This window comes from Rhodovulum marinum, assembly GCF_004343075.1.
Taxonomy (GTDB): Bacteria; Pseudomonadota; Alphaproteobacteria; order Rhodobacterales; family Rhodobacteraceae; genus Rhodovulum; species Rhodovulum marinum.
This window is the reverse complement of the sequence record NZ_SLXP01000021.1, coordinates 1-25,972: the sequence shown is the minus strand read 5'-3', so window position 1 is coordinate 25,972 and position 25,972 is coordinate 1. Positions and strand designations below refer to the sequence as shown.

Genomic DNA, 25,972 nt, shown 5'->3' with positions numbered 1-25,972 from the left:
ACCGCCCGCACCGCCAGCGCCGGACAGGGCAGCGTGACCAGAACCACCGGCCCGTCGGGCCCCAACCGGCCCTGCAAGAACTCGCCGAAATGGCCTGCAACGCAGGCCCGGCGCGCGGCATGGCGCGGCATGGAAAGGCGGCTTTGGCGCATGAAGACCCCGGCATGAAACGCGCCCGCTTGAATGGCATCCCCGGGGGGCCTATGCAACGGGCTGCCGTATCCGCAGGGAGAGACCGCCTTGGCCCATACAATCCTCGTGACCGGCGGTGCGCGCTCGGGCAAGAGCCGCCATGCCGAGGCCCGCGCCTGTGCCTTTCCGGGCGAGCGTTTCTACATCGCCACCGCCCGCGCCGAGGACGAGGAAATGCACGCGCGGATCGCCAGGCACATTTCCGACCGGGGGGAGGGCTGGACCACGGTCGAGGAACCTTTCGACCTCGCAGGGGCGCTCGATCGCACTGACGGGCGCGGGCCGCGGCTGCTCGACTGTCTGACGCTGTGGCTGTCGAACCTGATGCTGGACGGGCGGGACTGGGAACCGGAGACGGTGACCCTGGTTGCGGCGCTTGCCCGTCAGCGAAGCCCGGTGATCCTTGTCAGCAACGAGGTCGGCATGGGCATCGTGCCCGAGAATGCGCTGGCGCGCGCCTTCCGCGATGCGCAGGGCTGGCTGAACCAGCGCGTGGCGTTGATGGCGGACGAGGTGGAGTTCGTCGTCTCGGGCCTGCCGATGCGGGTCAAGAGCGCACCGCCCGCTTGACGGCGCCTTTGCTTGCGGCCAGTGTCGGAGACGTTCTGGTGCTCCCCGAGGGGAGTGAAAAGGGAAGCCGGTGCAAACCCGGCGCTGCCCCCGCAACTGTAAGCGGCGAGCCCTTGTCCGATTGCCACCGGCGCCGAAGCCGGGAAGGCGGATGAAAGGGCCGAGACCCGCAAGCCAGGAGACCTGCCAGAACGTCGAACCGACCCCGGGCGGCGGGCCCGGAGGCAGGATGCGGCCCCGGCCCTATGCTGCGCCCGCAAACCGGCGCCTCCTGTTCCCTCCTCTGGTCAACGGCTTTCCGCGCCCCTTGGGGTCACGGAGGGCCACCCATGCTCCTGTCGGCCGTGCGGGGTGTGCGCGGACCGTCGGGGAACCGAAAGGAGTTGCGTTCCATGCAACCCAAGGACACGACGACGAACGAAGGGTTCAAGGGCTTCACCAACACGGACTGCCCCTTCCTGCCCTGCCACAAGGGCGTGCAGCGCGAGTTCAATTGCCTGTTCTGCTACTGCCCGCTGATCGCCTACGAATGCCCCGGTCCCTACGAGGTCTACACCGACCGGAACGGGCTGACCCGAAAGGACTGTTCGGCCTGTATCCTGCCCCATGACGGCTATTTCAAGTCGTGGAACTTCATCCAGCGCTGGCTGGAATACCCTGTGGTCTGGTCCGGAAAGCCGCAGACTGACCCGCCCGTGCGCCGGCCGAAACCGCCGGGACAGGAAGGCGAGGATTAAGGCGCGGCGTCGCCACTGCAAATCCCGGAACGTTTTGCCAGGGTAAAGCCGCATGTTCGACATTCTCGTCGACCGGACCTATCGCCACCTCTTCGCCGCGCAGGTCGTGGCCCTGCTGGGAACGGGTCTGGCGACCGTCGCACTGGGGCCTTTGGCCTGTGATCTGGCGGGGCATCACGCGGCGCTGGTGCTGTCGCGGCTCGCCTACGAACTGGAGAACATCCTCAGTCCGACGCTCGCCGCGCTGCTCTTGGCGGTGCTGTCCTACGATGCGCTCTTTCTGGGCACTGCGCTCGGCTTTGCCGCCTCGGGCGGGCTGGTCCTGTCGGTCCTGCTGCCGCGCCCGGAGCCCGGATCGAGGCGCGGTTTTTACGACAGCACGACACGCGGGATCCGCATCTACCTGGCCACGCCGCGTCTGAGGGGCCTGCTCGCGCTCAACGTCGCGGCCTCCGCCGGCGGCGCGATGGTTCTGGTGAACACGGTGGTTCTGGTGCGCGGCGGGCTGGGCCTCTCTGAAAGCGCCGTCGCCGTCGCGATGGGGGCGTCCGGGCTCGGCTCGATGATTGCGGCGTTGGTTCTGCCGCGGTTGCTCGACCGACTGGCGGATCGCCGGGTGATGAGCGGAGGCGCGGCGCTGATGGTTGCGGAACTGCTGGGCCTCGCGCCGGCCATCGGCACGGCGGGCCTGAACTGGAGCGCTCTACTGCTGGCCTGGCTGGTCTTCGGGTTTGGCTATTCCAGTGTGCTGACGCCGACGGGTCGGCTGTTGCGACGATCCTCCAACCCCGAGGATTGGCCAGCGGTTTTCGCCGCGCAATTCGCGCTGTCCCACGCGCGCTGGCTGGTCTGCTATCCGCTGGCCGGGGCGCTGATGACGTTGCTGGGCGCTACGGCGGCGCTTGTCGTTCTGGCGGGGCTCGCGCTGGCCGGGCTGGCGCTTGCGCGCCGGGCCTGGCCCGCGCGCGATCCACAGGTTCTCCCGCACCGCCATGAGAACCTGCCGCCAAGCCATCCACATTTGCGCGAGGGACGCCCGCATGCCCATCCCTTCGTGATCGACGATCTTCACCGGACCTGGCCCGAGGCCCAGCGCTGACTACCGGGCCGCGGCAAGCAGGCGGTCGAGATCGAGATCGCCCTCGATCTCGTCGGCGAAGGCGTTCAGGGCCGCGTCCAGTCGGGCGGCATGATCCGTCCCGGCCGCCATCCCGCCCATCGCCCGAAGCCAATGCGCGCGAAATGCGTCCGCGCCGAAGAGCCCGTGCAGGTAGCTGCCCATCGTCCTGCCGTCTGGCGACACGGCACCCTCGCATAGGCCGTCCAGCCGAAACCACGGCCGGTCAAGGCCCGGCCCCGTCGTCCGGCCCAGGTGCATCTCGTATCCGGTGACGCGCGCGCCGCTGATCGCGTCCTGTGCGTCGATCTCGACCAGCTGCTTGTCTCCCGTCAGGGTCGTGTCGATCTCAAGCAGGCCCAGCCCCGCGCTCGCTCCGGGCGGCCCCTCGATGCCGTCAGGGTCACGCACCACGTGGCCCAGCATCTGGAACCCCGCGCACAGGCCGACCACCCGTCCGCCGCGCCGAAGATGGGCGCGGATGTCGATGTCCCAGCCCTCGGCCCGGAGTGCCTCCAACGCCGCGCGTGTCGCCTTGGAACCGAGCAGAAGGACGACATCCGCGTCCCCGGGAATCGGCTGGCCCGGACGGATCCAGCGCAGATCGACGCCGGACTCGGCCGCCAGCGGGTCGAGGTCGTCGAAATTCGCCATCCGCGGCAGTTCCGGCACGGCGACGACCAGACCGCTCCCCGCACCCCGCTTGCGCCCGAAGCCCAGCGAATCCTCTTCGGGCAGGGCGCGAGCGGCATCGGACCAGCGCACCAGCCCCAGCACCGGCCAGCCGGTCTCGGCCCGGATATCTGCGGCGGCGGGGGCGAAGACGCCCGGATCGCCGCGGAACTTGTTGACGATGACGCCGGCGACACGGGCGCGTTCCGACGCGGTCCACAGCCGGTGATGCCCGATCGCCGCCGCCGTGACGCCGCCGCGCGATTCGTCACCCACCAGCACCACGGGCAGATCGGCGGCCTCGGCCAGCCCCATGTTAGAGATGTCCTGCGGGCGCAGATACCTCTCGGCTCCGCTGCCCGCGCCCTCGACCAGCACCAGGTCATGGGTCGCCGAGAGGGTGTCGAGGCTGGCGCAGACCGCACCGCGAAGCTCGGGCTTCAGCCGCTGATAGGCGCTGGCCGAATACCGGCCCAGCACGCGGCCCTGCACCACAACCTGCGCGTCCACATCCGTTTCCGGTTTCAGCAGTACCGGGTTCATGTGCACCGTCAGCGGCACGCCCGCCGCGCGCGCCTGCAAGGCCTGCGCCCGGCCGATCTCGCCCCCATCGGCGGTGACGGCGGCGTTGTTCGACATGTTCTGCGCCTTGAACGGCGCGACCTTCAGGCCGCGGCGCGCCCAGGCGCGGCACAGGCCCGCGACCAGCAGGCTCTTGCCCACGTCCGACCCGGTGCCAAGCACCATCAGCCGTTTTGCGGTCATCGCGCCAGCGCAAGGAGCGCGTCGAGATCCAGGTCGTGTTCCAACTGGTCGGCCAGCGCGTCGAGCGCGCCTTCGACCTGCGCCTCGTAGTCGAGGCCCGAGACGCGCCCGCCCATCGCGGTCAGCCAGTGCCGCCGGAAGCCGTCCGCGCCGAAGAGCCCGTGCAGATAGGCGCCCATCACGCGGCCATCGGCGGACACCGCGCCCTCGGCCACCCCGTTCAGCCGCAGCCAGGGCCGGTTTAGCCCCGCACCTCCGGTGCGGCCCATATGCATCTCATAGCCGGTGACGCGGGCGCCGCTGAGCGCATCCTCGGCGTCGATCTCGACCAGCCGCTTGTCGCCGCCGATCGTGGTCTCGATGTCCAGAAGGCCCAGGCCCGGCGTCTCGCCCGCCGGCCCCTCGATCCCGTCGGGGTCGCGCACCGCACGGCCCAGCATCTGGAAGCCCGCGCAGATGCCGACCACCCGGCCGCCCCGGCGCACATGGGCCAGGATATCGACATCCCAGCCCGCGGCGCGCAGCGCCTCCAGCGCGGGGCGGGTCGTCTTGGAGCCGGTCAACAGCACGACATCCGCCTCGGCCGGGATCGGCTGGCCGGGCCTGATCCAGCGCAGGTCGACGCCGGATTCCGAGGACAGCGGATCGAGATCGTCGAAATTCGCAGCCCGCGCGATCTGCGGCACGGCGATCACGAGGCCCGCCCCGCCGGGGGTCTGCGGCCGTTCCAGCGCCAGCGCATCCTCGGCGGGCAAGTTGGCCGCCAGGTCGAACCAGCGCGCCACGCCCAGAAGCGGCCAGCCGGTGGTTTCGGTAATCGTTCGGCAGGCGGGCTCGTAGAGCGAGAAGTAGCCGCGGAACTTGTTGACCAGAAAGCCCTTGATCCGTGCGCGCTCATCCTCCGTGTGCAAGAGCCACGACCCGACCACGGCCGCCATCGCGCCGCCCCGGTCATTGTCGGTCAGCAGGACCACCGGCAGGTCGGCCTCTTCGGCCAGGCGCATGTTGGTGATGTCGCAGTGCCGCAGCCAGGTCTCGGTGCCCGCACCCGCCCCCTCGACCAGCACCAGATCGGCTTCGGCGGCCATTCGGCGATAACTGTCCAACACGGCCGGCAGCAACAACGGCTTGAGATTGTGATAATGCCGGGCGGGCCAGTTTCCGAGGGCGCGTCCGCGCAGCACGACCTGCGAGCCCACCATCGCCTGCGGCTTCAGAAGGACCGGGTTCATGTGGATCGATGGCCGCAGGCCCGCCGCTCGCGCCTGCAGCGCCTGCGCGCGGCCGATCTCGCCCCGCGGGGTGTCGCCACCCGGGCCGGGGGGCAGGTCGCTGTCCACCGTCACGGCGGCGTTGTTCGACATGTTCTGCGCCTTGAACGGCGCGACCTTCAGGCCACGACGCGCATAGGCGCGGGCCAGCCCCGCCACCAACAGGCTCTTGCCCACGTCCGAACTGGTGCCCTGGATCATCAGCGATCGACCCCGGCGCGGCGGCGCGGGGTCCAGCATCGGCACGTCGATCACGGGCATCGGCGGCGGGGCGTCGTCGGGGGGCAGGTCGAAGGTCATGGGAGCTCGCACGTCTTTTCGGCGCCGGGTGATGCGCCCGCCCCGCACGGGTTGTCAAGCCGCGGATCAGAATTCCACGCCGGGCTGGCCCTTTATGCCGGCGCGGAACGGGTGCTTGACCAGCGTCATCTCGGTCACCAGGTCGGCGGCCTCGATCAGCGCCCCGGGGGCATTGCGCCCGGTCAGAACCACATGGGTCATCGGCGGTTTCTCGGCCTGAAGGAACGCGACCACCTGGTCCGCATCCAGATAGCCATAGCGCAGCGCGATGTTGATCTCGTCCAGGAGGACCATGCGGATCGCCGGATCGCGGATCAGGTCCCGGGCCTTGCGCCACCCGTTTTCGGCGGCGGCGATGTCGCGGGTGCGGTCCTGGGTTTCCCAGGTGAAGCCCTCGCCCATGGCGTGGAACTGGCACAGATCTGCGAAACGCTCGGTCAGAAGCCGCCGTTCGCCGGTATCCCGGGCGCCCTTTACGAACTGCACCACGGCGCAGGGCATGCGATGGGCGATGCAGCGCAGGATCATGCCGAACCCGGACGAGGATTTGCCCTTGCCCGCGCCGGTATGGACGATGATGAGACCCTTCTCGGCGGTCTTCTCGGCCAGCGCCCGGTCCTTCGCCTCCTTCCGCCTGGCCATCTTGGCGGCATGGCGCGCGGTCTCGTCGGCGGGGATGCCGGTCTCGGCCATGTCCTGTCCCTTTCATCAGCGGCTCCCACCCAGCTTAGGCGGCGCACGCCCCGCGTCAAACGGCCTGTGCATTTCCCGATTGACACCGCGGCCGTCCATTTGACATGACAGAACCGTGATCGGTTTCCCCGGGCGCCCAGGCTGCCGGGGATGAAAAGGGAACGCGGTGCGTGCCGAGAGGCACAATTCCGCGGCTGCCCCCGCAACTGTAAGCGGAGAGCGCGGCTGACAAACGCCACTGGGGATACCCGGGAAGGCCAGCCAAGCGACGACCCGCGAGCCAGGAGACCTGCCGCTCACCCGCCACCCGGTTCGCCGAGGCGGTTTCGACCGGACGCCGGGGTGCGCGTCTGGCCCGGATCGGCCGCGTCCTGGCCTGTTCGAGCCTTCTGTCCCCGTTCGTCCTTTCCGACCGCGGCAATCGTGCCGCCACCGCTGAAAGGAGACGACCTTTGATTTTCCACGGCAACCTGATGACCGCGGCGCTGGCCCTGACGCTGGTGCCCGGCCTGGCCTCGGCGCATTTCCAGCTGTCCTATACCGAGGACACGATGATCGACCGGCCCGGCGACGTGCCGGTCAAGCTGATCTTCTGGCACCCGTTCGAGAACGGCCATGTCATGGACATGGGCGAACCGCTGGAATTCTATGCAATCCATCGTGGCGAGAAGATCGACCTGAAGGACACGCTGACCCAGACCAGCTTCACGGGCAGCAGCAACGAGGCCGTCGCCTGGGACGGCAACGTGCCGGTGAAACGCGCGGGCGACTACGTCCTCGTCACGGTCCCGGCGCCCTATTACGAGCAGTCCGAGGACATCTACATCCAGCAGATCACCAAGGCCTATCTCAACCGCAACACGCTGCCCACCGACTGGACCGAGCCGCAGGGCCTGAAGACCGAGATCGTGCCGATGGTGAAGCCCTATAACGTGATTGCGGGCTCGACCTTCACGGGCCGGGTGATGTCGAACGGCGAACCCGTCGCGGGCGCCGAGATCGAGATCGAATACATGGCGGCCGAACCCGACATGGCGACGAGCAGCCCGAAAGAGGCCACCGCCGGCCCGATGCCGGGCGGCGCGGTCGTCGCGATCTCGGACGCGAACGGCTATTTCACCTTCGGCGTGCCCAAGGCCGGCTATTGGGGCTTCGCCGCGCTCGGCGTCGGCCCGGACACCGAACACGAGGGCAAGGAACTGTCCCAAGACGCGGTGATCTGGATCCGCGCCTACGACGTCGAGTAGGAGGCGGGTTCCATGCATATCGTGGACGGGGCGCTCGCGAACGAGGTCGTGATCGGCGGGGCGGCGCTGGCCGCGGGCGGCATCGCGCTGGGGCTGAGGCACCTGCCGCTGGAGAAGATACCGGCCGCGGGCGTGCTTTCGGCGAGCTTCTTCGTGGCCTCGCTGATCCATGTGCCAATCGGCCCGTCCTCGGTGCATCTCATCATGAACGGTCTGGCCGGGCTGATCCTCGGCTGGGCCGCCTTCCCGGCGCTGTTCGTCGGGCTCTTGCTGCAGGCGGTCTTCTTCGGCTTCGGCGGGCTGACGGTGCTGGGGGTGAATACCGTGAACATCGCGCTGCCGGCGGTCATCGTCTATTACGTCTGCCGACGCGGTGTGACGCGCGGATCGCCGCTGACGGCGGCGATCTGGGCGGGCTTCGGCGGGGCCTTGGCCATCGCCCTGACCACCGCCCTCGTGGGGCTGTCGCTGATGCTGTCGGGCGATGCGTTCATTCCGGCGGCCAAGCTGGTGTTCTTCGCCCATATCCCGGTGATGGTGATCGAGGGCCTCCTGTCCGCCGCCGCGATCTACCTTGCCGCGCAGGTCAAGCCCGACCTTTTCGACGCGATGAAAGGAGCCCCGTCATGATCCGCGCGTTGTCCATCATCCTTTGTCTCGCCCTCGCGCCACTGCCCGCCGCCGCCCACAAGGTGATCGCCTCGGCCTTTCCCAGCGGCGACGCGATCGAGGGCGAGGTCGGCTTTTCGAGCGGTGACATGGTGGCAAACCTTCTGGTCGAGGTGTTCGACGGTGCGGGCACCAAGCTGGGCGAAGCCATGACCGATGCGGACGGGTTCTTTACCTATGTCCCCACGGAGCCCGTGCGTCACATCTTCCGCGCCGACCTCGGCGCGGGCCATGTCGCGGAATTCGAGATGGCCGCCGAGGATGTCGCCGCGATCCTCGGGAGTCCCGCGACGGGCGCCGCGCCTGCCCCTACAGAGCCCGCCGCCGCGGCGCCGCTCGCCGGGCTGTCCGACGCGGACAGGGCCGCAATCGCCGCGATCATGCGCGACGAGATGCGCCCGCTGCGCCGCGAGTTGGCCGCCTACAAGGAACATCACGACATCCAGACCGTCCTCGGCGGCATCGGCTATATCGCGGGGCTGTTCGGCCTCGGCTTCTACTTCGCCGCGCGCCGCAGGCTGGCGGGCTGACCGCATGGGCCACATCCTGACCTTGGAGCGGCAGACCCTGAGCGACACGGGGGCCGGACACGGCGGCGCGCTGGCACGGCTCGACCCGCGTGCCCGCATCCTCGGCGCCTGCGCCTTTGCCATGGTCACCGTCGTTTGCAGTTGGATGCCGGTCCTCGTCGCGGCCCTGCTGATGGCCGTTGGTCTGATGTGGCTCTCGCGCGTGCCGGTCGCACCGACGCTCCGCCGGATGGCGGCGATGGACAGTTTCATTATCTTCCTGCTGGCGCTCCTGCCGTTTTCCGTGCCCGGCGACACGATCTTCACCCTCTGGGGCTTCGCCGCCAGCTGGCAGGGCCTGGCCCTTGCCGTCGAGATCCTGCTGACCGCGAATGCCGTGGTCCTGGCGCTCTTGTCGCTGGTCGGAACGATGGAGCCGGTGACGCTGGGCCATGCGCTCTCGCGCCTGCGTGTGCCCGACACGCTGGTGCATCTGTTGATGTTCACGATCCGCTATATCGACGTGCTGCGCGCCGAATACCTGCGCCTGCGCCAGGCGATGAAGATGCGCGGGTTCCGCCCGTCCACCAACTGGCACAGCTATCGCAGCTTTGGCTATCTGGTGGGCATGATGCTGGTCCGCGCGATCGAGCGGTCCGAGCGCGTGCTGGGCGCGATGAAATGCCGAGGCTTCGCGGGGCGCATCCCGCTTCTGGAAACGCTCGCCTACGGGCGCTCTGATGCCCTGTTCGCGGCGGGCCTGGGCGCGGCATTGCTGGCGCTTTTCGCCGCCGAAATCGCCCATGCCGCTGTTTGAGCTGGCCGACATCCGGTTCGGCTATCCCGGTCAGGCGCTGATCCTGAGGGGGGCGAGCCTTGCCCTGCACGAGGGGCAGAGGCTGTCGATCACGGGCCCGAACGGGGCGGGCAAGTCCACCCTACTGCGGATCATGGTCGGGCTGTTGCGCCCCGATGCGGGGCGGGTCGTGGCGTTCGGAAAGCCGCGCCGCACAGAGGCGGAATTTCACGAGGTCCGCCGCCGCGCCGGGCTGGTGTTCCAGGACCCCGACGATCAGCTGTTCTGCCCGACCGTCGCCGAGGACATCGCCTTCGGCCCGCTGAACCTTGGCAAGACCCGCGCCGAGGCCGTCGCGATCGTCGACCGGACGCTCGACCGGCTCGACCTGATGCATCTGCGCGACCGGATCACCTACAAGCTGTCGGGCGGGGAGAAGCGGTTGGTCACGCTGGCGACCGTGCTTGCGATGGAGCCCGAGGTGCTGCTGCTGGACGAGCCGACCAACGCGCTGGACGAGGCGAACGAGGCGCGGCTTGTCGAGATCCTGCAATCCCTGCCGCAGCCCATGGTTCTGGTCAGCCACGACGCCCGGTTCCGCGCGAAGATCGCGTCGGAAAGCCTGCGGCTCGCCGATGGCGTGCTGGCCCCCGACCCGGCGCCATGAGAGCCACCGGGCCGGGCGGTCAGCCCCCCGATGCCCGGCGCAGCAGATAGATATCCATGATCCAGCCATGCCGCGCCCGTGCTGCGGCGCGCGTCTCGACGATGCGGGGGCCGGCCTCGGACAGCGGCCCCGAGACCGTCACTCCCGCGTCCATCCCCAGATAGGCGCCCCACCAGATCGTGATGCCTTCGGGGTCGAGAGTTTGAAACGCGCAGCCGCCGTCCAGCATCACCACCAGCGTGTCGGCGCAATCAGGCCAACCCTCTTCCCGCAGCCGCCGCCCCGTGGTGACAAGGAACGGCGCGCCGATCTCGTTCAGCGGAATGGCATGGGCGGCGCAAAGCGCCTGCAAAGCCGTGATTCCGGGCACGACCGTGATCCGCGGCGGCGGGCTTAGCCGGGCGGCGATCCGAAGCGAACTGTCGTAAAGCGCAGGGTCACCCCAGACCAGCAGGGCCACCCGCTGCACCTCCCGCCCCGCCGCCGCGACCCACGCGCATGCGATGGCGTCGTGCCAGGCCTCCACGCCCTCCAGGTAATCGCCCCCGGCGTCGCGTTTCGGCAGGTCGAATTCCACGATCCGGGCGTCGTCGCCGCCCAGCACCCGGGCGCAGATATCGCGCCGGAGGTCGGCGAGGTCGGCCTTGTCCGCGCCCTTGCGCGGCACGAGGATCAGGTCGGCCGACCGGATCGCCTCCGCCCCTTGCAGGGTCAGGTGGTCGGGATTGCCGGTGCCGATGCCGATCAGGACCAGTTCACGCATCGGCGGCCTCTTCGGCAAGAGGGCCGTAGAGAATCAGCGCGGGCGCGGGCGAGGTCGACTCGGCCAGCGCTTCCGCCAGCCCCCCGACGGTGCCGAGCGTCAGGCACTGCGCCTCGGTCGTGACACCCTCGGCCAGCAGCGCGGGCGTCTCCCTCGGCAACCCCCGCGCGACCAGCGCCCCGGCAAGCGCCGGGAAGGTCCGCCGACCCATGTAGACGACGGTGGTGGCATGGGGATCGGCCAGCGCGTCCAGGTCGATATCGTCGGGCAGGTGACCGGTCACGTCGTGGCCGGTGACGAACTGCACCCGCCGTGCGGTCAGCCGCCGTGTCAGGGGAATACCCGCCGCCGCTGCGGCGGCGCAAGCGGAGGTCACGCCGGGCACGATTTCATACCCGATGCCCGCCGCGCGCAGCGCCGTGATCTCTTCCTCCAGCCGCCCGAACAACCCGGCATCGCCGGATTTCAGCCGCACCACCCGGACGCCGGTGGCCGCGTAATCCACCAGCAACCGGCTGACATGATCCTGTTTCGGCGAGGCGCGCCCGGCGCGCTTGCCCACACCCACCAGATCGGCGCCGGCCCGTGTATGTGACAGGATCGGCCCCGAGGACAGGTCGTCGAACAGCACCGCGTCGGCGTGCTTCAGCCGGTCGACCGCCTTCAGGGTCAGGAGTTCGGGATCGCCCGGGCCGGAACTGACGAAACTGACGAAACCGCTCACGCCGCACCCTCCGTGATGAGGTGAAAGAAACTGCCGGTGACATGCCCCCGCGCCGACCCGGTTTCGGGCACGGGGTTGCCGCCCGCACCGGTAACGCGGGCGAGCGGCGCATCGGGCTGCTCCAGGATCGTCGAATAGTGGAACTCGTGCCCGTAGAGCATCGCGCCTGCCCCGTGGCCCGGCATGGCGGTTTCCAGCACCGCGCGGCGATAGCCCAGATGCAGGCGCCGCCGCGCATAGCTGGTCACGAGGCCCAAGAGCCCCGCCATTGCATGCCGCTCTCCGTCCGCATCGACCAAACCCGCGCCCAGCACCATGTAGCCGCCGCATTCGCCATGCACGGGCCGGCTTTCGGCATGGCGCCGCAACCCGTCGAGGAAGGTGCCCGCGGCGGCGAGCCGGCCCGCATGCAATTCCGGATAGCCGCCCGGCAGCCAGACCAGATCGGCCTCCGGGGGTACCTCGTCCGCCAGCGGCGAGAATGGCAGGATTTCCGCGCCCGCCCGCCGCCAGCCCTCCAGCAGATGCGGATAGGTGAAGGAGAACGCCGCATCCCGGGCCAGCGCGATTCGCTGTGCAGGCGGGTTCGGCCAGCGGCCGGGCGGCCGGTTCGAACCGGCACGCGCCGCGTCACGCAGCGCGGCAAGGTCGGCATGGTCCCGCAGGAACGCCCCCAGACGGCCGATCATCGCGTCGATATCGACGTACTCCTCGGCCTGCACGAGGCCCAGATGCCGCTCGGGCAATTCCAGGTCGCTGCGCCGGGGCAGCGCTCCGAACACCGCGATGCCCAGCCGCGCCATCTCCTCGCGGATCATCACCTCGTGCCGCGCCCCCGCCACCCGGTTCAGGATCACGCCCGCCAAGGGCGGCGCGTCGGGGTGGTGTGCGAATCCCAGTGCCGTGGCCGCCGCCGATTGCGCCTGCCCGCCGACATCCAGCGCCAGCACCACCGGCCAGCCGAAGGCGCGCGCGATCTCGGCGCTCGACCCGCGCCCCGAAACGCCCTGCACCGAGGTCCCGTCAAAAAGTCCCATCGACCCTTCCGACAGGATCAGGTCCGCCCCCTGCGCCCGGGATGCGATGGCCCCGATCAAGTCCTCGCCCATCGCCCACATGTCCAGATTGTAGGACTCGCACCCCGCCGCGATGCGGTGGAACGCCGGATCGATATAGTCGGGTCCGTTCTTGAAGGGCTGCACCGTCAGCCCCTCGTCACGAAGCGCGCGCAAGATGCCCAGCGTCACGGTCGTCTTGCCCGATCCCGAGGCCGGGGCGGCGATGACGAGGCCCGGAGGATTAGCCGCCATGTCGCCCCCCTTCGGCCCGTTGCGGCCGAAAGCGGCGGTCGTAGTCGGGCGCATAGAGGCAGCTTTCGGCGAAGCCCTCGGCCCCCAGCGCCGGGCCGACAAGGATCAACGCCGTGCGTTCGATACCCTCGGGCAGCGCGGCCTCGACTGTGTCAAGCGTCGCGCGGGTAATGCTCTGGTCCGGCCAGCTGGCGCGGAACACCACCGCAACGGGGCACTCGCCGCCGTAATGGGGCGTCAGATCGGCCACCACGCGGGCGAGGTTGTGGATCGACAGGTGAATGGCAAGCGTCGCGCCGGTGGCGGCGAAATTGGCCAGGCTCTCGCCCTCGGGCATCGACGAGGCCCGGCCTGGCGTGCGGGTCAGCACCACCGATTGCGCAACGCCCGGCAGAGTCAGCTCGGCCCCCAGCGCCGCCGCCGCCGCCGCGAACGAGGGAACGCCGGGGGTCACACTGACGGGAATCCCCTCGGCCTTCAGCCGCCGGATCTGCTCGCCCATCGCCGACCAGACCGACAGATCCCCGGAATGGAGCCGCGCGACGTCCTTTCCCGCGGCATGGGCCGCCCGGCATTCGGCGATGATCGCGTCAAGATCCAGCGGTGCGGTGTTCACGATCCGCGCACCGGGCGGGCAGTGGGCCAGGATCGCCTGTGGCACCAGCGACCCGGCATAGAGGCAGACCGGACAGGCCGCGATCAGGTCGCGTCCGCGCAGGGTCAGCAGGTCGGGGCCGCCGGGGCCCGCGCCGATGAAATGGACGGTCATGTCGTGTCTCCGGTTGCGATGGCGCAGGTGGCCATCCGGTCGGTTGAAACGGCGCGCGGGCCTGTGAGGTGCGCGAAGGGTCCGGCGGCGGCAAGCGCGGCGGCCTCGGCGACCGACCCCGTACCGCGAAGCGCGCGCACGCGGGGCGCCTCGGTCAGGGTGGCCGGGGCGGCGAGGTCGCTGGACGAGACCGCCCGGACCGGTAGGCCCAGCCGCGCCGCCAAATCGGCGAGGCAGGGCGCACCGGCCTTGTCCCTTGGGGCGGCGAGCGCGGTCAAACCACCGCTACCGCCGGCCCGCGCCAGCGCGTCGGACAGGCTTTCAAGGGACGCGCCCTTGCGGAAGCCGAACCCCGCCACCCTCATCGCACGGCGCTCCACTGCACCACCGGATAGGCAGTACGCCAGCCGCGCCTCGTGCCCAGCGGCTGTGCCTCGGCCAGTTCCACGCGCAGCAGGCTGCCGCCCTGCGCGGCCTGCCACGCGGCCAGCAGCGCCTCGGACTCGAGCGTCACCGCGTTTGCCACGACACGTGTACCGGACCCGAGCCGCGCCCATAGGTCCGACAACAGCGCCTCGGACAGCCCACCGCCGATGAACACGGCCTGCGGCGGGTCAAGACCGTCCAGCACCTCGGGCGCACGGCCCTCGACCACGCGCAGCCGGTCCACCCCCAGCGCTGCGGCATTCGTGCGGATGCGGTCGGCGCGGGCGGGATCCGCTTCGACGGCAGTCGCGTGCATCGACGGGTGGCAGGCTAGCCATTCGATCGAGATCGAGCCCGACCCCGCGCCGATATCCCACAGGTGTTCACCCGGTCGGGGCGCAAGCGCGGAGAGCGTCAGCGCGCGGACCGGCCGCTTGGTGATCTGCCCGTCATGGTCGAACAGGTCGTCGGGCCAACCGCCGCAGGCGGGGATCGGGGCGCCCGTCCCGGCGACCTTCAGCCCGACGCAAACCGGGTGCGCCACATCGGTCAGGTCGTACTCCGCGGCCTTGGCGTTTCGAACCCGTTCGCGCGGCCCGCCCAGCGCCTCCATCACCCAGATCCCGGTTTCGCCAAAGTCCAGCCCGGTCAGCCAGGCCGCAAGATCGCGCACCGCGGCCCCGTCACGCAGCAGCACCAGCGCCCGCGCGCCAGGCGCCAGATGGGGACGCAACTGCCCGAAGGGCGTGGCATGAAGGCCAAGGCAGGGCGTCCTTTCCAGCCGCCAGCCAAGGTGCGCCGCGGCAAGCGAGAAAACCGAGGGGGCCGGGAAGGCGCGCCATTCGCCGGGCGCGAAGTCCTGCGCGATCACGCTGCCCGCGCCGAACCAGAACGGATCGCCCGAGGCCAGAACCGCGACGGGACGGCCGCGCAGGGCGCGCAGCTTTTCGAGACCGTCAGCGAAGGGCACCGGCCATTCGACGCGTTCGGCGTCCAGATCGGGCAGCAGGCCCAGATGCCGCGGTGGCCCCATGACGATTTCGGCGGCTTCCAGCGCGGCACGGCTTGCGGGCGGCAGCCCGTCCGGGCCATCTTCGCCCAACCCCACGATCGTCAGCCACGGAGCCTCAGCCATGCGCCCCAACCTCCTGATCCTCGGCGGGACCACCGAGGCGACCACGCTGGCGGCCAAGATTGCGGCCCGGGGCATCGACGCGACCCTGTCCTTCGCCGGCCGGGTGGAGCGCCCCAAGCCGCAGCCGATTCCGGTGCGGATCGGCGGCTTTGGCGGTATCGACGGACTGGCGGACTTCCTGACGGCGCAGCGCATCACCCATCTGGTCGACGCGACCCATCCCTTCGCTGCGCAGATGGGCCGAAATGCCGTCGCCGCCTGCGCGACCACCGGCGTGCCGCTGGTCGCGCTGACCCGGCCACCCTGGACGCCCCAGCCCGGCGACGACTGGCGCCGCGTGCCCGACATCGCGGCCGCGGTCGCCGCGCTGGCGGGGCCGCCCCGGCGCGTGATGCTGGCCGTTGGGCGGATGCATCTTGATGCCTTCGCCGCCCAGCCGCAGCATTTCTACCTGCTGCGCCTGGTCGATCCGCCGGCCGGGGCGATCCCCTTGCCGGACCACCACACCCTCGTGTCGCGCGGCCCCTTTACCGAGGCCGGCGACCGCGCGCTGATGCGGCAGCACCGGATCGACCTCGTGGTGGCGAAGAACGCGGGCGGCACAGGTGCGAGGGCGAAGATCGACGCGGCGCGTGCGCTGGGTCTGCCGGTCCTGATGATTGACCGGCCGACGCTGCCCGAACGACATGAGGTGTCGACCCCCGATCAGGTTCTTGACTGGCTGGCTCATTCCGGCGCGGACCTCGGTGTATAGACGATGGGCACACCGTTGCGCGCGATGATCCGCGTCAGGGACGAGCCGACCAGAACTACCGTGCGCATGTCGGCCATATCGGGGGTGGCTTCGGTCAGCGGCACGACGCGGATCGCCTGCTCGGGCGTCGAGACCGCTCGGGCGAAGATCACGGGCCGATCATCGCCGCAGGCGTCGCGCAAGACCTCCAGCACGCGGGCGAAGCCCTCGGGCCGGGCCTTCGAGCGAGGGTTATAGAAGGCCATGGCGAAATCGGCCTCGGCCGCCAAGCGCAGCCGTTTCTCGATCAGCGCCCAGGGCTTGAGGTTGTCGGACAGGTTGATCGCACAGAAATCGTGCCCCAAGGGAGCCCCCGCCCGCGCCGCGGCGGCCAGCATCGCGGTGATACCGGGCAACACGCGGATGTCGAGTTCGCGCCAGTCCGCGGGTCCACTCTCGACCGCCTCGAACACCGCCGAGGCCATCGCGAACACCCCCGGATCACCCGAAGATACCACAACCACGCGCCGCCCCGCCGCCGCCATCTGCAGCGCGTGGCGCGCGCGATCCAGTTCCACCCGGTTGTCCGAGGCGTGCAGCGTGAGGCCCTCGCGCGGGGCCACCCGTGCGACATAGGGGATGTAGCCCACAACGTCGGTCGCCTCTGCCAGCGCCGCCGTGACCTCGGGTGTCACCAGCGTCTCTGATCCTGGCCCCAACCCGGCAATCACCAGCCACCCGCTCATGGCCGCCGTCCCTGACCGTGGACCAGCGCGATGGAGAAGTAGGGTGCGGTCTCGCCCGGGTAGTCATCCAGCCGCGTCACCTTCTGCCCAGGCATCGCGGCGCATTCGACCAGCCAGGCCTCCCCGGCGCGGCCTGCCCGCGCCAGCGCGCGGCGCAGCTTGGGCAGGTGGCGGCCCATCTTCATCACCACAACGGCATCCGCACCCGCGATTCCCCTCACCAGCGCATCCTCCGGCAGGGTTCCGGGCAAGACGGTCAGGATGTCGTCGCCCCAGGTGATCGGTGCACCCGTCGCCGTCCAGGCGGCCGACATGCCGGTGATGCCCGGCACGACCTCGACCGGCACGACGCCCGTCAGCCGCGTGTAGAGATGCATGAACGAGCCGTAGAAGAACGGATCGCCCTCGCAGAGCACGACGACATCTTCGCCTGCCTCGGCCAGCGTCCGCAGACGGGCACAACTCTCGGCATAGAAGGCGGCAAGCACCTCGTTATAGCGGGGATCGCTGAACGGAATCTCGGTCGTGACCGGGTATTCCATCGGATGCTCGGTCGCGCCCGCGGGGATCACCCCCTCAACGATGGCGCGCGCCTGCCCATTGCAACCGGCCTTGCGGAAATAGGCGACATGGGTCGCGCCACGCAGCAGGCGGTCGGCGCGCACGCTCATAAGGTCGGCAGCACCCGGGCCGAGGCCCAGGCCATAAACGGTGCCCACGCTCATTCCGCGCGGCTCGCGATGGCGTTGATGGCGGCGACCGTGATCGCGCTGCCGCCCAGCCGGCCCTCGACGATGCAGCAGGGCACGGGCTGTGCCTGCCAAAGCGCCTCTTTCGATTCCGCCGCGCCGACGAAGCCGACCGGGCAGCCGATGATCGCGGCGGGACGCGGGCAGGAAGGATCCTCCAGCATGTTCAGCAGGTGGAACAGCGCGGTCGGCGCGTTGCCGATGGCGACCAGCGCGCCCGCAAGGTGCGGCCGCCAGAGTTCCAGCGCAGCGGCCGAGCGGGTGTTGCCCATCGCCGCGGCGCGGGCGGCGATGCCGTTTGCCTGCAAGGTGCAGATCACGGCGTTTCCAGCGGGCAGGCGCGCGCGGGTCACGCCCTCGGACACCATGCGCGCGTCGCACAGGATCGGCGCGCCGCCCTCAAGTGCCGCCCGCGCGACCGCCACGAAGCCTGGTGAAAACCGGATATGCGGGGCGAGGCCCACCATGCCCGCGGCGTGGATCATCCGCACCGCAACCTGTTCCTCGTCCGCGTCGAAGCGCGCCAGGTTGGTTTCGGCGCGGATCATCGCGAAGGACTGGGCGTAGATCGCGGCCCCGTCGGTTTCATAATCATAAGGCATCGTTGGTCTCCGGATGCAGGGCGGCGGCGATGGAATTGCGGCGCGTGTGCCAAAGCCCCGCGCGATCCAGCGCCGCGAACCGCTCGCGCATCGCCGCAAGCGCCTGGGGGTTGGCCTCTGCCATGAAGGCGGTCAGGTCGTCGTCGCCAAGCGTCGCCTGGTAGTAGAGGTCGAAAAGATGCGGCGGCACCGCGCCCGCGAGATGGGCAAAGGCCGCAAGGTGGTCGAGCGTGGCCGCGATCTCGGCAGCGCCGCGAAAGCCGTGGCGGCGCATCCCCGCAAGCCAGGCGGGGTTGGCGGCGCGGGCGCGCACCACGCGGGCGACCTCTTCGGACAGGGTCCGGGTGCGGGGACGATCAGGGTCGGTATTATCCAAGTGGTACAGCGCGGCCTTACCGCCCGTGACAGCCTGCGCCGCGGCAAAGCCCGCCTCGTGCGCGGCATAATCGGCGGCCAGCAGTATATCGGTTTCGGGCATGTCTTGGGCGTGCACGAACCCATCCGCCCGCTCGACGCGAGCTTTCAGACCTGCCTCGTCGCGGCGGCTCTCCGCGCCATCCAGCGCCCAGGCGCTGGCCGCGAGCCAGGCCTCGCCCGCGGCGTGTCGGGCCTCGTCGGAATACTCCTCGACCGCAAGCCCCATGCCTAGCCCGTAGCTGCCGGGCGCGGGCCCATAGACGCGCGCGCCGACATCACGGCCGGCATAGGGGTTCCAGTCGGGCGCCTCGTCGCGCGCGCCGAGCACCCTTATCGCCTGTTGGAACAACGCCGAGAGCGTGGGAAAGACATCGCGGAACAGGCCCGAAACCCGCAGCGTCACGTCAAGCCGCGGCCGGTCGAGCATCGCGATGGGAAGCACCTCGACGCCGGACACTCTTTCGGAACCTTCGTCCCAGACGGGTGTCACGCCCAGCAGGTGCAGCGCCATGGCGAAATCCTCGCCCGCGGTGCGCATCGTGGCCGAGCCCCAAAGGTCGACGACCAGGCGCGGCCAATCGCCGTGGTCCTGCAGGTGGCGGCGCACGAGGTCCTCGGCGAGTTTCACGCCCTGCGCATGGGCCGACCGCGTCGGCACCGCGCGCGGATCGGTGGTAAAAAGGTTGCGCCCGGTGGGCAGGACATCGCGCCGCCCGCGATAGGGCGACCCGGACGGGCCCGGCGCGATCTGTCCACCCGCGAAGGCCGTCAGCAGCGCCATTCGTTCCGCGGCGATGGAAGGGCCGGTGTCAAAGCTGCCGGGCGTGGCCGGGGCGCGGCCGAAGACATGCAGCCCGTCGCCGAACTGGCTATCCTTCACGTCGCAGACGAACCGGTCGATCCGGGTGATCGCCTCGGCCGGGCAGGCGGCGGTCTCCAGGCCCAGATCCTCTTCGACGCCAAGGGCCTGCGCCTCGGTCCGGATTTCCTTTTGCAGCCGCGCGCGGCGCTTTGGGTCCAGTCCGTCGGCGTTGGAGAACTCGTCGAGCAGCGCTTCGAGCCGGGCAAAACGGTCTGGCGTGCCGCTTTTCCGCAAGGTCGGCGGGATATGCCCGATGGTGACGGCGGCGATCCGGCGCTTGGCCTGTGCGGCCTCGCCGGGGTCGTTGACGATGAAGGGATAGATCACCGGCAGCGTCGCGATCAGCGCCTCGGGCCAGCAAGCCGCCGACAGCGCCACCGCCTTACCCGGCAGCCATTCCAGCGTGCCATGCGCCCCCATGTGGATCACCGCGTCGCAGCGTATGGCCTCGCGCAGCCAGAGATAGAAGGCGACATAGGCGTGGCGCGGGGTGCGGTGGACGTCGTGGTAGTCGTCGTCGCGTGTCGCCGGATCACCGCGCTCGGGTTGCAAAGCCACCAGCGCCGCACCGCGCCGGGTGGCGGCGAACTGAAAGGCGCCGTCCCGTACGGCAGGGTCGGCCTCGGGCGGGCCCCAGGCCGCGTCCAGCGCCGTCCGCAGGGTTTCGGGCAGGCGGGCGAGTGCCGCGCGATAGGCGTCGAGCGGCCAGGCCTGCGCCTCCTGCGCCAGCGCATCGCACAGGGGCGGACCGGGTGCGATGGGAACGCCCTCGGTGCCAAGATCTTCCAGCACCGCCTCGGCCGAGGCCAGCGCATCGAGCCCGACCGCATGGGCCATTTGCCAAGTTTTGCCCGGGTAGGTGGACAGCACGATGGCGGGGTGCTTTTCGGCGGCGGGACGCCGGGTCAGCCCGATCCAGGCCAGCACCCGGTCGGCGATCGCGGCGATCCGGTCGGGATGCGCACTATGGGCGTGGCGGGAGAATTGCAGATGCGGGTCGCGCGCGGCCGGTTCCTTGAAGGACGCGACACCGGCGAAGATGCGGCCGTCTACCTCGGGCAGCACGACATGCATGGCCAGATCGGCGGGCGAAAGCCCGCGCTCGGCCTCATTCCAGACCCGTTCGGTCGAGGTCGCCAGCGCGACCTGGAACACCGGAACGCCGCCCGCATCCAGCGGAGAGGTGCCGTCCTCGCCCTTGCCCGAAAACGCCGTGGCGTTGACGATGGCCGAGGGGCGCAGGTGGCTGATCTGGCGGGCCAGCCAACGCGCGGCCTCGGGCGCCTTGAGAGAGGGCACGAAGAGCGCCGTGACATCGCAACCGCGCGACCGGAAGGCGTCGAACAGCGCCGCGATGGGGTCCAGATTAGCTGCCGTCACATAGGCGCGGTAGAAGGTCAGCACGACGCGCGGGCGGTCACTGTCCGGCCCAAGGTCCACCAGCGGGCAGCACACGCCCTGCTCGGGGGTCCAGGCGCCGACCTGCGGCACCGCCTTGGCCCCCATCACCGGCGCGGCATACAGCCCCGCGGCCAGCGCCATCTGCGCCAGCGCCGCCTGCGCGGCCACCGCGCCGCCTGCATCGCACAGCTGCGAAAGCCGCCGCAGCGTGGACACCGGCAGGGTCGAGACCTCGTCCAGCCGCGGGTCGGGGCGGCCGTCCGCAGGCAGCACGGCCAGCGCGATACCCCTGGCCTGCGCCAGCGCCTGCACCTGTTGCAACCCGTAGTCCCAATAGGCGCGCCCGCCGATCAGCCGGATCAGGATGCCCTTGGCGCCCTCCAACGTGCGTTCGACATAGGTATCCACCGACAGCGGATGCTTGAGCGCCGCGAGGTTCGCCAGCCGCAGCGTCGGCATCCGTCCCTCGGCCCCGCCGCCCCGGTGCCAGCCCGCCGCGAAGGCCCCCAGATCGCTGTCCGAGAACGAGAGCACCACCAGATCTGCCGGATCCTGCCCCAGATCGGTCGGCGTCTCGGTCTCTTCCAGACCGTGGCTTTCGCGGAAGACGACGTGCATGGCCCTTCAGCCCGCCAGCGCGGCGCGGATCGCGCCTTCGTCGATATCGTCATGCTCGGCGATCACCACCAGGCGCGTACTGCGCGCCTCGTCCGTGCCCCAGGGCCGGTCGTACTGGTGCCGCACCCGCGCGCCCACGGCCTGCACCAGCAGGCGCATCGGCTTGCCCTGAACGGCCGCGTGGCCCTTCACGCGCAGGATGTTCTGTTTCCGCGCAAGCGCCTCGATACGGCCGGCCAGGATCGCCGGGTCGGCCTGTTCCGGCAGGTCGACCACGATGCTTTCGAAATCGTCGTGGTCATGGTCGGCCGCGCTGTCGTGATGGCTGGGGCGCGCGTGCAGGTCGTCCTCGGCCGCGGCCCCCAGCCCCAGGATCACGCGCGGATCGACCGCGCCTTCGGCCACCTCGACGATCGGCAGGCGGCGCGGCGCCTCGGCCTCGATCACGGCACGCGCGGTGGCCACGCCCTCGGGGCCCGCCAGATCGGGCTTGGTCAGCAGCACGATATCGGCGCACGAAATCTGGTCCTCGAACACCTCGGACAGCGGCGTTTCGTGGTCGATGCTGTCATCGGCGGCCCGTTGGGCGTCGACGGCGGCCAGGTTCGGCGCGAACCGGCCGGCGGCCACGGCCTCGGCATCGGCGACCGCGATCACCCCGTCCACCGTGATCCGCGAGCGGATGTCGGGCCAGTCGAACGCCTTGAGCAGGGGCTTGGGCAGCGCCAGGCCCGAGGTCTCGATCAGGATGTGATCGGGGCGCGGGTCCAGCGCCATCAGCGCCTCGATGGTGGGGATGAAATCGTCGGCCACGGTGCAGCAGATGCAGCCATTGGCCAGTTCGACGATGTTCTCGGCCGGGCAATCGGGGATGGCGCAAGATTTCAGGATATCGCCATCCACCCCGACATCGCCGAACTCGTTGACGACGACGGCAAGCCGCCTGCCGCCCGCGTTCTGCATCAGGTGTCGGATCAGCGTCGTCTTGCCCGATCCGAGAAAGCCGGTGATCACGGTGACGGGCAGCTTGGCAAGGTCGGTCATTCGGGGGCCTCCAGAGGGGGGATGCGGGCGATGCAGTTCTTGCGGAAATGGTCCGGGCGCGCGCGCCAGGGCACCAGACCGTCCGGCGCATCGCGGTATTTCGTGGCGCCGTCGACGATCACGGGCGCATCGGTCGCCGCGTCGAGATTGCCATAGACATAAGTCCAGCGACCGGGGCCGCGCAGCGCGATGGTCACGCCCGCCGTGCAGTTCGACAGGCACTCGACCGGTATCAGGCGGATATTGGCGGGCAGGTTCTGGCCGGCAAGCGCATCGTGCAGCCGTGCGCCGGGCAGCACGTCCGCATCGCCGGCAGGCTGACCCTGCCGGCATTTCACGCAAACCAGAATTTCAACCGCGCCCTCGGGCGCGCCACTCATCCGGGCGCCGGACCGCGGAGGTGATTGGAAAGAAACAACATGTTTGACCCCATAGCTCAGGGGACAAGGGCAGATGGCGGGTAGAGCCGAAGCTTGACCCGACACCGGAACACCCCGTCCGGTTACGTCGTCTTGCGCTGGCAGGTCTCCCGGCTTGCGGATTTCAGACCATCTGGTCTGGCGGTTGCCCTGCCTTCCCGGCCTTGTCGGCCAGTGGCAATGGGGCAGCCTTTCCGGTCACGGTCGCGGGGGCGGCTGCGCTTCGGACCTTTCAGCCCTTATCGCATTCCCTTTTCACCCACCCGAAGGCAGGCACCAGCCCGGGTGTCATGCCCACGATACAGTCCGGTTGTCAAGCGAGAGGATCAATCTCGCGTGGCGGCCCGTGCGGCGCGTTCCCCGGAATGACGCAGCAGGGCGGCCGCGCGATAGGCGCCGTGCGAGAGCTTTCCGAAAGGCAGGGTCAGGGCGAGGCCCAGCACACTGCCCAGATGCAGCGCCAGCAAAAGGCCCATCGCCGCCGTGTCCCGCAGCGCCAGCAGCGCCAGCCCGCTGGCCGCGACGATTGCAAGGCTGGCACGCGTGAAGCGGTCGGCGCTCTCCATGCGCCGTGCCGCGGGGCGCCGATCGGCCCGCAGCCGTCGCGCCTCGAGACCGGCAAGGCCCGCCAGCATGGCGATGCCGCCCAGCGTGCCGAGCGCTACCGGCAGGCTGAGCACCGGATAGGGGGCGAGTTGATCGAAGAAATGGTGTTTCGCCGCCCCGGCAATGGTCGCCAGAAAGGTGAGGCCGAACCCGTAGGCCACGAGGTGATGCGCCCAACGGCGGGTCGGGCCCACGGGGCCCTCGCGCGTCTCGCAACCCGGCCCCTTGCCGCCACCGAGGTTGCGCAGGGTCAGGACGTCCGACAGCGCCCTTGCCACGGTGTGCGGCGAATGGTGCGTGTCAGGTCCACGCCCCGCCCGCCAGAAAAGCCAGATGCGGAGGGCAAGGATCAGGCCTGCCGCGCCGAAGGCAAGCCCAGCACCGGCCGCCATCACACCATGCGGGATCACGGCATAGAAACTGCCCTCCCCCCCACGGGCCGAGAAAAGCGCCTGCGGCGGGACCAGCAGGAGCGCCGCAAGCGGCAGGCCGACGAAGCAGAGTGCATAGACCACCGCAAGCCAGGCCGCGGCAGAACCGCGCGGCAGCACACCGGCGCGGTATTCCTCGGCCCGCATCTCGGCCAGCGCCACGGGCAGGTTCACCGCGAAATCATGCGGCGGTGCATACTGACAATCGTCATGGCAGGAGCGGCAATCGTGGCAGAGATGCGCAAGGTGGCGAAGGTCCCCGGCCGTCAGGGCCGCGCGCAGTTGCGCCGCGGGAAAGACGTCGCAAAGCCCGGTGCAGAAGCCGCAGGTATTGCAGACGTTGAGCGCCCGGCGCGCTTCGGCGACCGGGTCGGTAGCGGGAACTGAGGCGGGCGCAGATGGCGGGATCTGGCGAGAGCACGCGGTAACGCGGATCTCGGAATGGACCGAGCCCGCGATTTGCGCGGCCTGCCGTCCCGCAATGCGCCCGAAGACGCCGCCGATGGTCAGCGCGAGACCGGAAAGATAGCCCTCGCCCAAGACAGCGCCGAACATCGTTGCCCCGGCCGCAAAAAGGCGCGGAGACACGCCGCCTCCCGCAAGGCGCACTCGTGCCGTGGCATCCACCAAAACGCCATGCCGTGTGAAACCGAGGCCCGGATGCAGGGGAATCGCCGCAAAGGGCGGCGCCAGAAGAAGTGGGGCCGCGTCCGACCGCGTGCGGGGCACGCCGGGCCGCGGACCGCCCGCAAGATGAAACTCGAGTTCGGTCAAGGACTCGCGCAGCCCCGCCGTGTCGATGCCGCAGAGGCGGGCCAGCGTCTCCGGGGCCTCCGCGGTGATCGGTGGATAGAGCATCGGCGGCAGGGCACGCACCCCGTCCGCCCCCAGCACCAGCCAGGCGCGGGGGTCATCCCGCCCGGCAAGGACATGGCCCCAGTGGGAATAGCGTGCCGGGCCCGCCTCGGCACCCTCGTCGGTGAACCGGCGCCCGGCGACATCCACGACGATGCCCAGATGCATCCCGTCCGCCCGGCTGACGATCCCGGCATCGTCAAGGGGCGCGCGGGCATCCACCGCGACCATGTGCCCGCCGCCCGGCCGGCCCGCGGCCGCGGCCCCGTTCTCTGTCAGCCAGAGCAGCGTCTCGCCCCGCTGGAAGGGCGTGCCCCGATTGGCGAAGCCATGGGCGGCTGGCCCCACATGCGTGGCCAACCGCTCGCGGTCGGCCCCGTAGCCGCCACAGGCCAGGACCACCGCCGCGGCCTCGATCGTCGTGGTGCCCTCCGGCGTCTCGACGTCGATGCGCAAGGGCTTGCCTGCCTCGGGTCGAAGCGCCGCGGGGTCAAGCGCCCCGACCCGCCAGCCATACCGCATCTCGACCCCAAGCCTCTCGGCCCGGCGGCAAAGCGCGTTCACCAATGCCTGCCCGCCCCCCCGGAAAAACGCAGTGCGCCGCGACCAGGGCAGGTTGCCGTCCGCCCAGGGCTCGAACGCGACGCCCTGCGCGGCGAGCCATTCCCCGAGATCGGCCGAGCCGTTTGCAAGGACCGCCGCAAGCGCGGGATCGGGCGCGCCGATCCTCGTCAGGTCTCCCAGAAGGTCCTCGACCGGATAGCACGCGCGCTGCCAGGGCGTTTCGGCATCGTGGGCAAGCCGGATATTTCGGGAATGGCGGGCATTGCCGCCGCGCAGGTGGAACGGTGCGGCATCGATCAGGGTGACCGACGCCCCGGCCAGCCGCGCCTCGATCGCGGCGCAAAGCCCGGCGAACCCGCTACCGACGACCAGAACACCGGCCCTCACGCGGGGACCATGCGCCAGGCCGGACACACGACCGGTGCGCGCTGCGCCGTCGAGGCGCGGCAGCGCGCCCGCGCCCCTCCCACAGAAGCGTGCAATCCTCAAAGCGACAAACGGCGCGCGCGGGTTCCGCCGCGCCGGCAGGGCGATGGAAGGCGCAGGTCGAGCGGCCGGGCCGGTGCATCCAGGGACGCGGCCAGAAGGGCGCG

25 protein-coding genes and 3 riboswitches are annotated in these 25,972 nt (G+C 70.1%); of the genes, 9 read left to right on the top strand and 16 right to left on the bottom strand.

Going from position 1 to position 25,972, the window contains the following annotated elements:
- The first annotated feature begins 240 nt into the window (after positions 1–240).
- From cobU to EV662_RS18690, 3 genes are all read left to right on the top strand, one after another.
- Positions 241–762, top strand: coding sequence for a bifunctional adenosylcobinamide kinase/adenosylcobinamide-phosphate guanylyltransferase (gene cobU, locus EV662_RS18700; protein ID WP_243695912.1), 522 nt, complete (start codon positions 241–243; stop codon positions 760–762).
- 19 nt (positions 763–781) lie between these two features.
- Positions 782–967: riboswitch (cobalamin riboswitch) on the top strand.
- A 187-nt stretch (positions 968–1,154) separates the two neighbouring features.
- The gene (locus EV662_RS18695; protein WP_132466214.1) at positions 1,155–1,499 is read left to right on the top strand and encodes a cysteine-rich small domain-containing protein; all 345 of its coding nucleotides are present in this window, start codon (positions 1,155–1,157) and stop codon (positions 1,497–1,499) included.
- 52 nt (positions 1,500–1,551) lie between these two features.
- Complete coding sequence (locus EV662_RS18690; RefSeq protein WP_132466211.1) at positions 1,552–2,598, top strand: MFS transporter; 1,047 nt, start codon at positions 1,552–1,554, stop codon at positions 2,596–2,598.
- Here the strand turns inward: EV662_RS18690 and EV662_RS18685 are convergent, their stop codons facing one another.
- From EV662_RS18685 to cobO, 3 genes are all read right to left on the bottom strand, one after another.
- Positions 2,599–4,053, bottom strand: a complete 1,455-nt coding sequence (locus EV662_RS18685) for a cobyric acid synthase (protein WP_132466207.1) — start codon at positions 4,051–4,053, stop codon at positions 2,599–2,601.
- Positions 4,050–5,564 carry a cobyric acid synthase gene (locus EV662_RS18680; protein ID WP_132466223.1) on the bottom strand — a complete coding sequence of 505 codons (1,515 nt, stop codon included), beginning with the start codon at positions 5,562–5,564 and terminating at the stop codon, positions 4,050–4,052. The genes EV662_RS18685 and EV662_RS18680 overlap by 4 nt, the downstream gene beginning before the upstream one ends.
- Positions 5,565–5,690: 126 nt before the next feature.
- Positions 5,691–6,317 carry a cob(I)yrinic acid a,c-diamide adenosyltransferase gene (gene cobO, locus EV662_RS18675; RefSeq protein WP_132466204.1) on the bottom strand — a complete coding sequence of 209 codons (627 nt, stop codon included), beginning with the start codon at positions 6,315–6,317 and terminating at the stop codon, positions 5,691–5,693.
- Positions 6,318–6,420: 103 nt separating this feature from the next.
- Positions 6,421–6,628: riboswitch (cobalamin riboswitch) on the top strand.
- 162 nt (positions 6,629–6,790) lie between these two features.
- Between cobO and EV662_RS18670 the strand changes: the two genes are divergently transcribed.
- From EV662_RS18670 to EV662_RS18650, 5 genes are read left to right on the top strand one after another with little or no spacing between them, the layout of a single operon-like run.
- Positions 6,791–7,564 (top strand): DUF4198 domain-containing protein, encoded by a 774-nt coding sequence (locus EV662_RS18670; RefSeq protein ID WP_132466220.1) that lies wholly within the window; start codon positions 6,791–6,793, stop codon positions 7,562–7,564.
- A 12-nt stretch (positions 7,565–7,576) separates the two neighbouring features.
- Positions 7,577–8,194 carry a cobalt transporter CbiM gene (cbiM, locus tag EV662_RS18665; protein WP_132466201.1) on the top strand — a complete coding sequence of 206 codons (618 nt, stop codon included), beginning with the start codon at positions 7,577–7,579 and terminating at the stop codon, positions 8,192–8,194.
- A complete protein-coding gene (locus tag EV662_RS18660; protein ID WP_132466198.1) occupies positions 8,191–8,763 on the top strand; it encodes a cobalt ABC transporter permease in 573 nt (190 codons plus the stop codon). The genes cbiM and EV662_RS18660 overlap by 4 nt, the downstream gene beginning before the upstream one ends.
- Positions 8,764–8,767: 4 nt before the next feature.
- The gene (cbiQ, locus tag EV662_RS18655; RefSeq protein WP_132466195.1) at positions 8,768–9,559 is read left to right on the top strand and encodes a cobalt ECF transporter T component CbiQ; all 792 of its coding nucleotides are present in this window, start codon (positions 8,768–8,770) and stop codon (positions 9,557–9,559) included.
- Positions 9,546–10,205 carry an energy-coupling factor ABC transporter ATP-binding protein gene (locus EV662_RS18650; RefSeq protein WP_132466192.1) on the top strand — a complete coding sequence of 220 codons (660 nt, stop codon included), beginning with the start codon at positions 9,546–9,548 and terminating at the stop codon, positions 10,203–10,205. Before cbiQ ends, EV662_RS18650 begins: the two co-directional genes overlap by 14 nt.
- A gap of 19 nt (positions 10,206–10,224) precedes the next feature.
- Here EV662_RS18650 and cobF read toward each other — a convergent pair whose 3' ends face one another.
- Genes cobF through cbiE form a run of 6 tightly spaced genes read right to left on the bottom strand, consistent with a single transcriptional unit; the run spans position 10,225 to position 15,332 of the window.
- On the bottom strand, positions 10,225–10,968 hold the full coding sequence (gene cobF, locus EV662_RS18645; RefSeq protein ID WP_132466189.1) for a precorrin-6A synthase (deacetylating): 744 nt from the start codon (positions 10,966–10,968) through the stop codon (positions 10,225–10,227).
- Positions 10,961–11,692 carry a uroporphyrinogen-III C-methyltransferase gene (cobA, locus tag EV662_RS18640; RefSeq protein ID WP_132466186.1) on the bottom strand — a complete coding sequence of 244 codons (732 nt, stop codon included), beginning with the start codon at positions 11,690–11,692 and terminating at the stop codon, positions 10,961–10,963. Before cobA ends, cobF begins: the two co-directional genes overlap by 8 nt.
- Positions 11,689–13,002, bottom strand: coding sequence for a cobyrinic acid a,c-diamide synthase CobB (locus tag EV662_RS18635; protein ID WP_132466183.1), 1,314 nt, complete (start codon positions 13,000–13,002; stop codon positions 11,689–11,691). Before EV662_RS18635 ends, cobA begins: the two co-directional genes overlap by 4 nt.
- Entirely contained in the window at positions 12,992–13,771 is a 780-nt protein-coding gene (gene cobM, locus EV662_RS18630) for a precorrin-4 C(11)-methyltransferase (protein ID WP_132466180.1), read from the bottom strand. The genes EV662_RS18635 and cobM overlap by 11 nt, the downstream gene beginning before the upstream one ends.
- Complete coding sequence (locus EV662_RS18625) at positions 13,768–14,136, bottom strand: cobalamin biosynthesis protein (protein WP_132466177.1); 369 nt, start codon at positions 14,134–14,136, stop codon at positions 13,768–13,770. Before EV662_RS18625 ends, cobM begins: the two co-directional genes overlap by 4 nt.
- Complete coding sequence (cbiE, locus tag EV662_RS18620) at positions 14,133–15,332, bottom strand: precorrin-6y C5,15-methyltransferase (decarboxylating) subunit CbiE (protein ID WP_132466174.1); 1,200 nt, start codon at positions 15,330–15,332, stop codon at positions 14,133–14,135. The genes EV662_RS18625 and cbiE overlap by 4 nt, the downstream gene beginning before the upstream one ends.
- Between cbiE and EV662_RS18615 the strand changes: the two genes are divergently transcribed.
- Positions 15,331–16,086 carry a cobalt-precorrin-6A reductase gene (locus tag EV662_RS18615; RefSeq protein WP_132466171.1) on the top strand — a complete coding sequence of 252 codons (756 nt, stop codon included), beginning with the start codon at positions 15,331–15,333 and terminating at the stop codon, positions 16,084–16,086. The genes cbiE and EV662_RS18615 overlap by 2 nt on opposite strands.
- Here EV662_RS18615 and cobJ read toward each other — a convergent pair.
- From cobJ to tcuA, 7 genes are all read right to left on the bottom strand, one after another.
- Positions 16,059–16,811 carry a precorrin-3B C(17)-methyltransferase gene (gene cobJ / locus EV662_RS18610; RefSeq protein WP_132466168.1) on the bottom strand — a complete coding sequence of 251 codons (753 nt, stop codon included), beginning with the start codon at positions 16,809–16,811 and terminating at the stop codon, positions 16,059–16,061. The genes EV662_RS18615 and cobJ overlap by 28 nt on opposite strands.
- Positions 16,808–17,536, bottom strand: a complete 729-nt coding sequence (gene cobI / locus EV662_RS18605; RefSeq protein WP_132466165.1) for a precorrin-2 C(20)-methyltransferase — start codon at positions 17,534–17,536, stop codon at positions 16,808–16,810. Before cobI ends, cobJ begins: the two co-directional genes overlap by 4 nt.
- Positions 17,533–18,162: a precorrin-8X methylmutase gene (locus EV662_RS18600; RefSeq protein ID WP_132466162.1), complete on the bottom strand. Its 630-nt coding sequence runs from the start codon at positions 18,160–18,162 to the stop codon at positions 17,533–17,535. Before EV662_RS18600 ends, cobI begins: the two co-directional genes overlap by 4 nt.
- Complete coding sequence (cobN, locus tag EV662_RS18595) at positions 18,152–21,460, bottom strand: cobaltochelatase subunit CobN (RefSeq protein ID WP_132466159.1); 3,309 nt, start codon at positions 21,458–21,460, stop codon at positions 18,152–18,154. Before cobN ends, EV662_RS18600 begins: the two co-directional genes overlap by 11 nt.
- Before the next feature lie 6 nt (positions 21,461–21,466).
- Positions 21,467–22,504 carry a cobalamin biosynthesis protein CobW gene (gene cobW / locus EV662_RS18590; protein ID WP_132466156.1) on the bottom strand — a complete coding sequence of 346 codons (1,038 nt, stop codon included), beginning with the start codon at positions 22,502–22,504 and terminating at the stop codon, positions 21,467–21,469.
- Positions 22,501–22,884 carry a DUF1636 family protein gene (locus tag EV662_RS18585; RefSeq protein WP_132466153.1) on the bottom strand — a complete coding sequence of 128 codons (384 nt, stop codon included), beginning with the start codon at positions 22,882–22,884 and terminating at the stop codon, positions 22,501–22,503. Before EV662_RS18585 ends, cobW begins: the two co-directional genes overlap by 4 nt.
- A 122-nt stretch (positions 22,885–23,006) precedes the next feature.
- Positions 23,007–23,219, bottom strand: a riboswitch (cobalamin riboswitch).
- 30 nt (positions 23,220–23,249) lie between these two features.
- Positions 23,250–25,766 (bottom strand): FAD-dependent tricarballylate dehydrogenase TcuA, encoded by a 2,517-nt coding sequence (tcuA, locus tag EV662_RS19760; protein ID WP_207903654.1) that lies wholly within the window; start codon positions 25,764–25,766, stop codon positions 23,250–23,252.
- Positions 25,767–25,972: the final 206 nt, after the last annotated feature.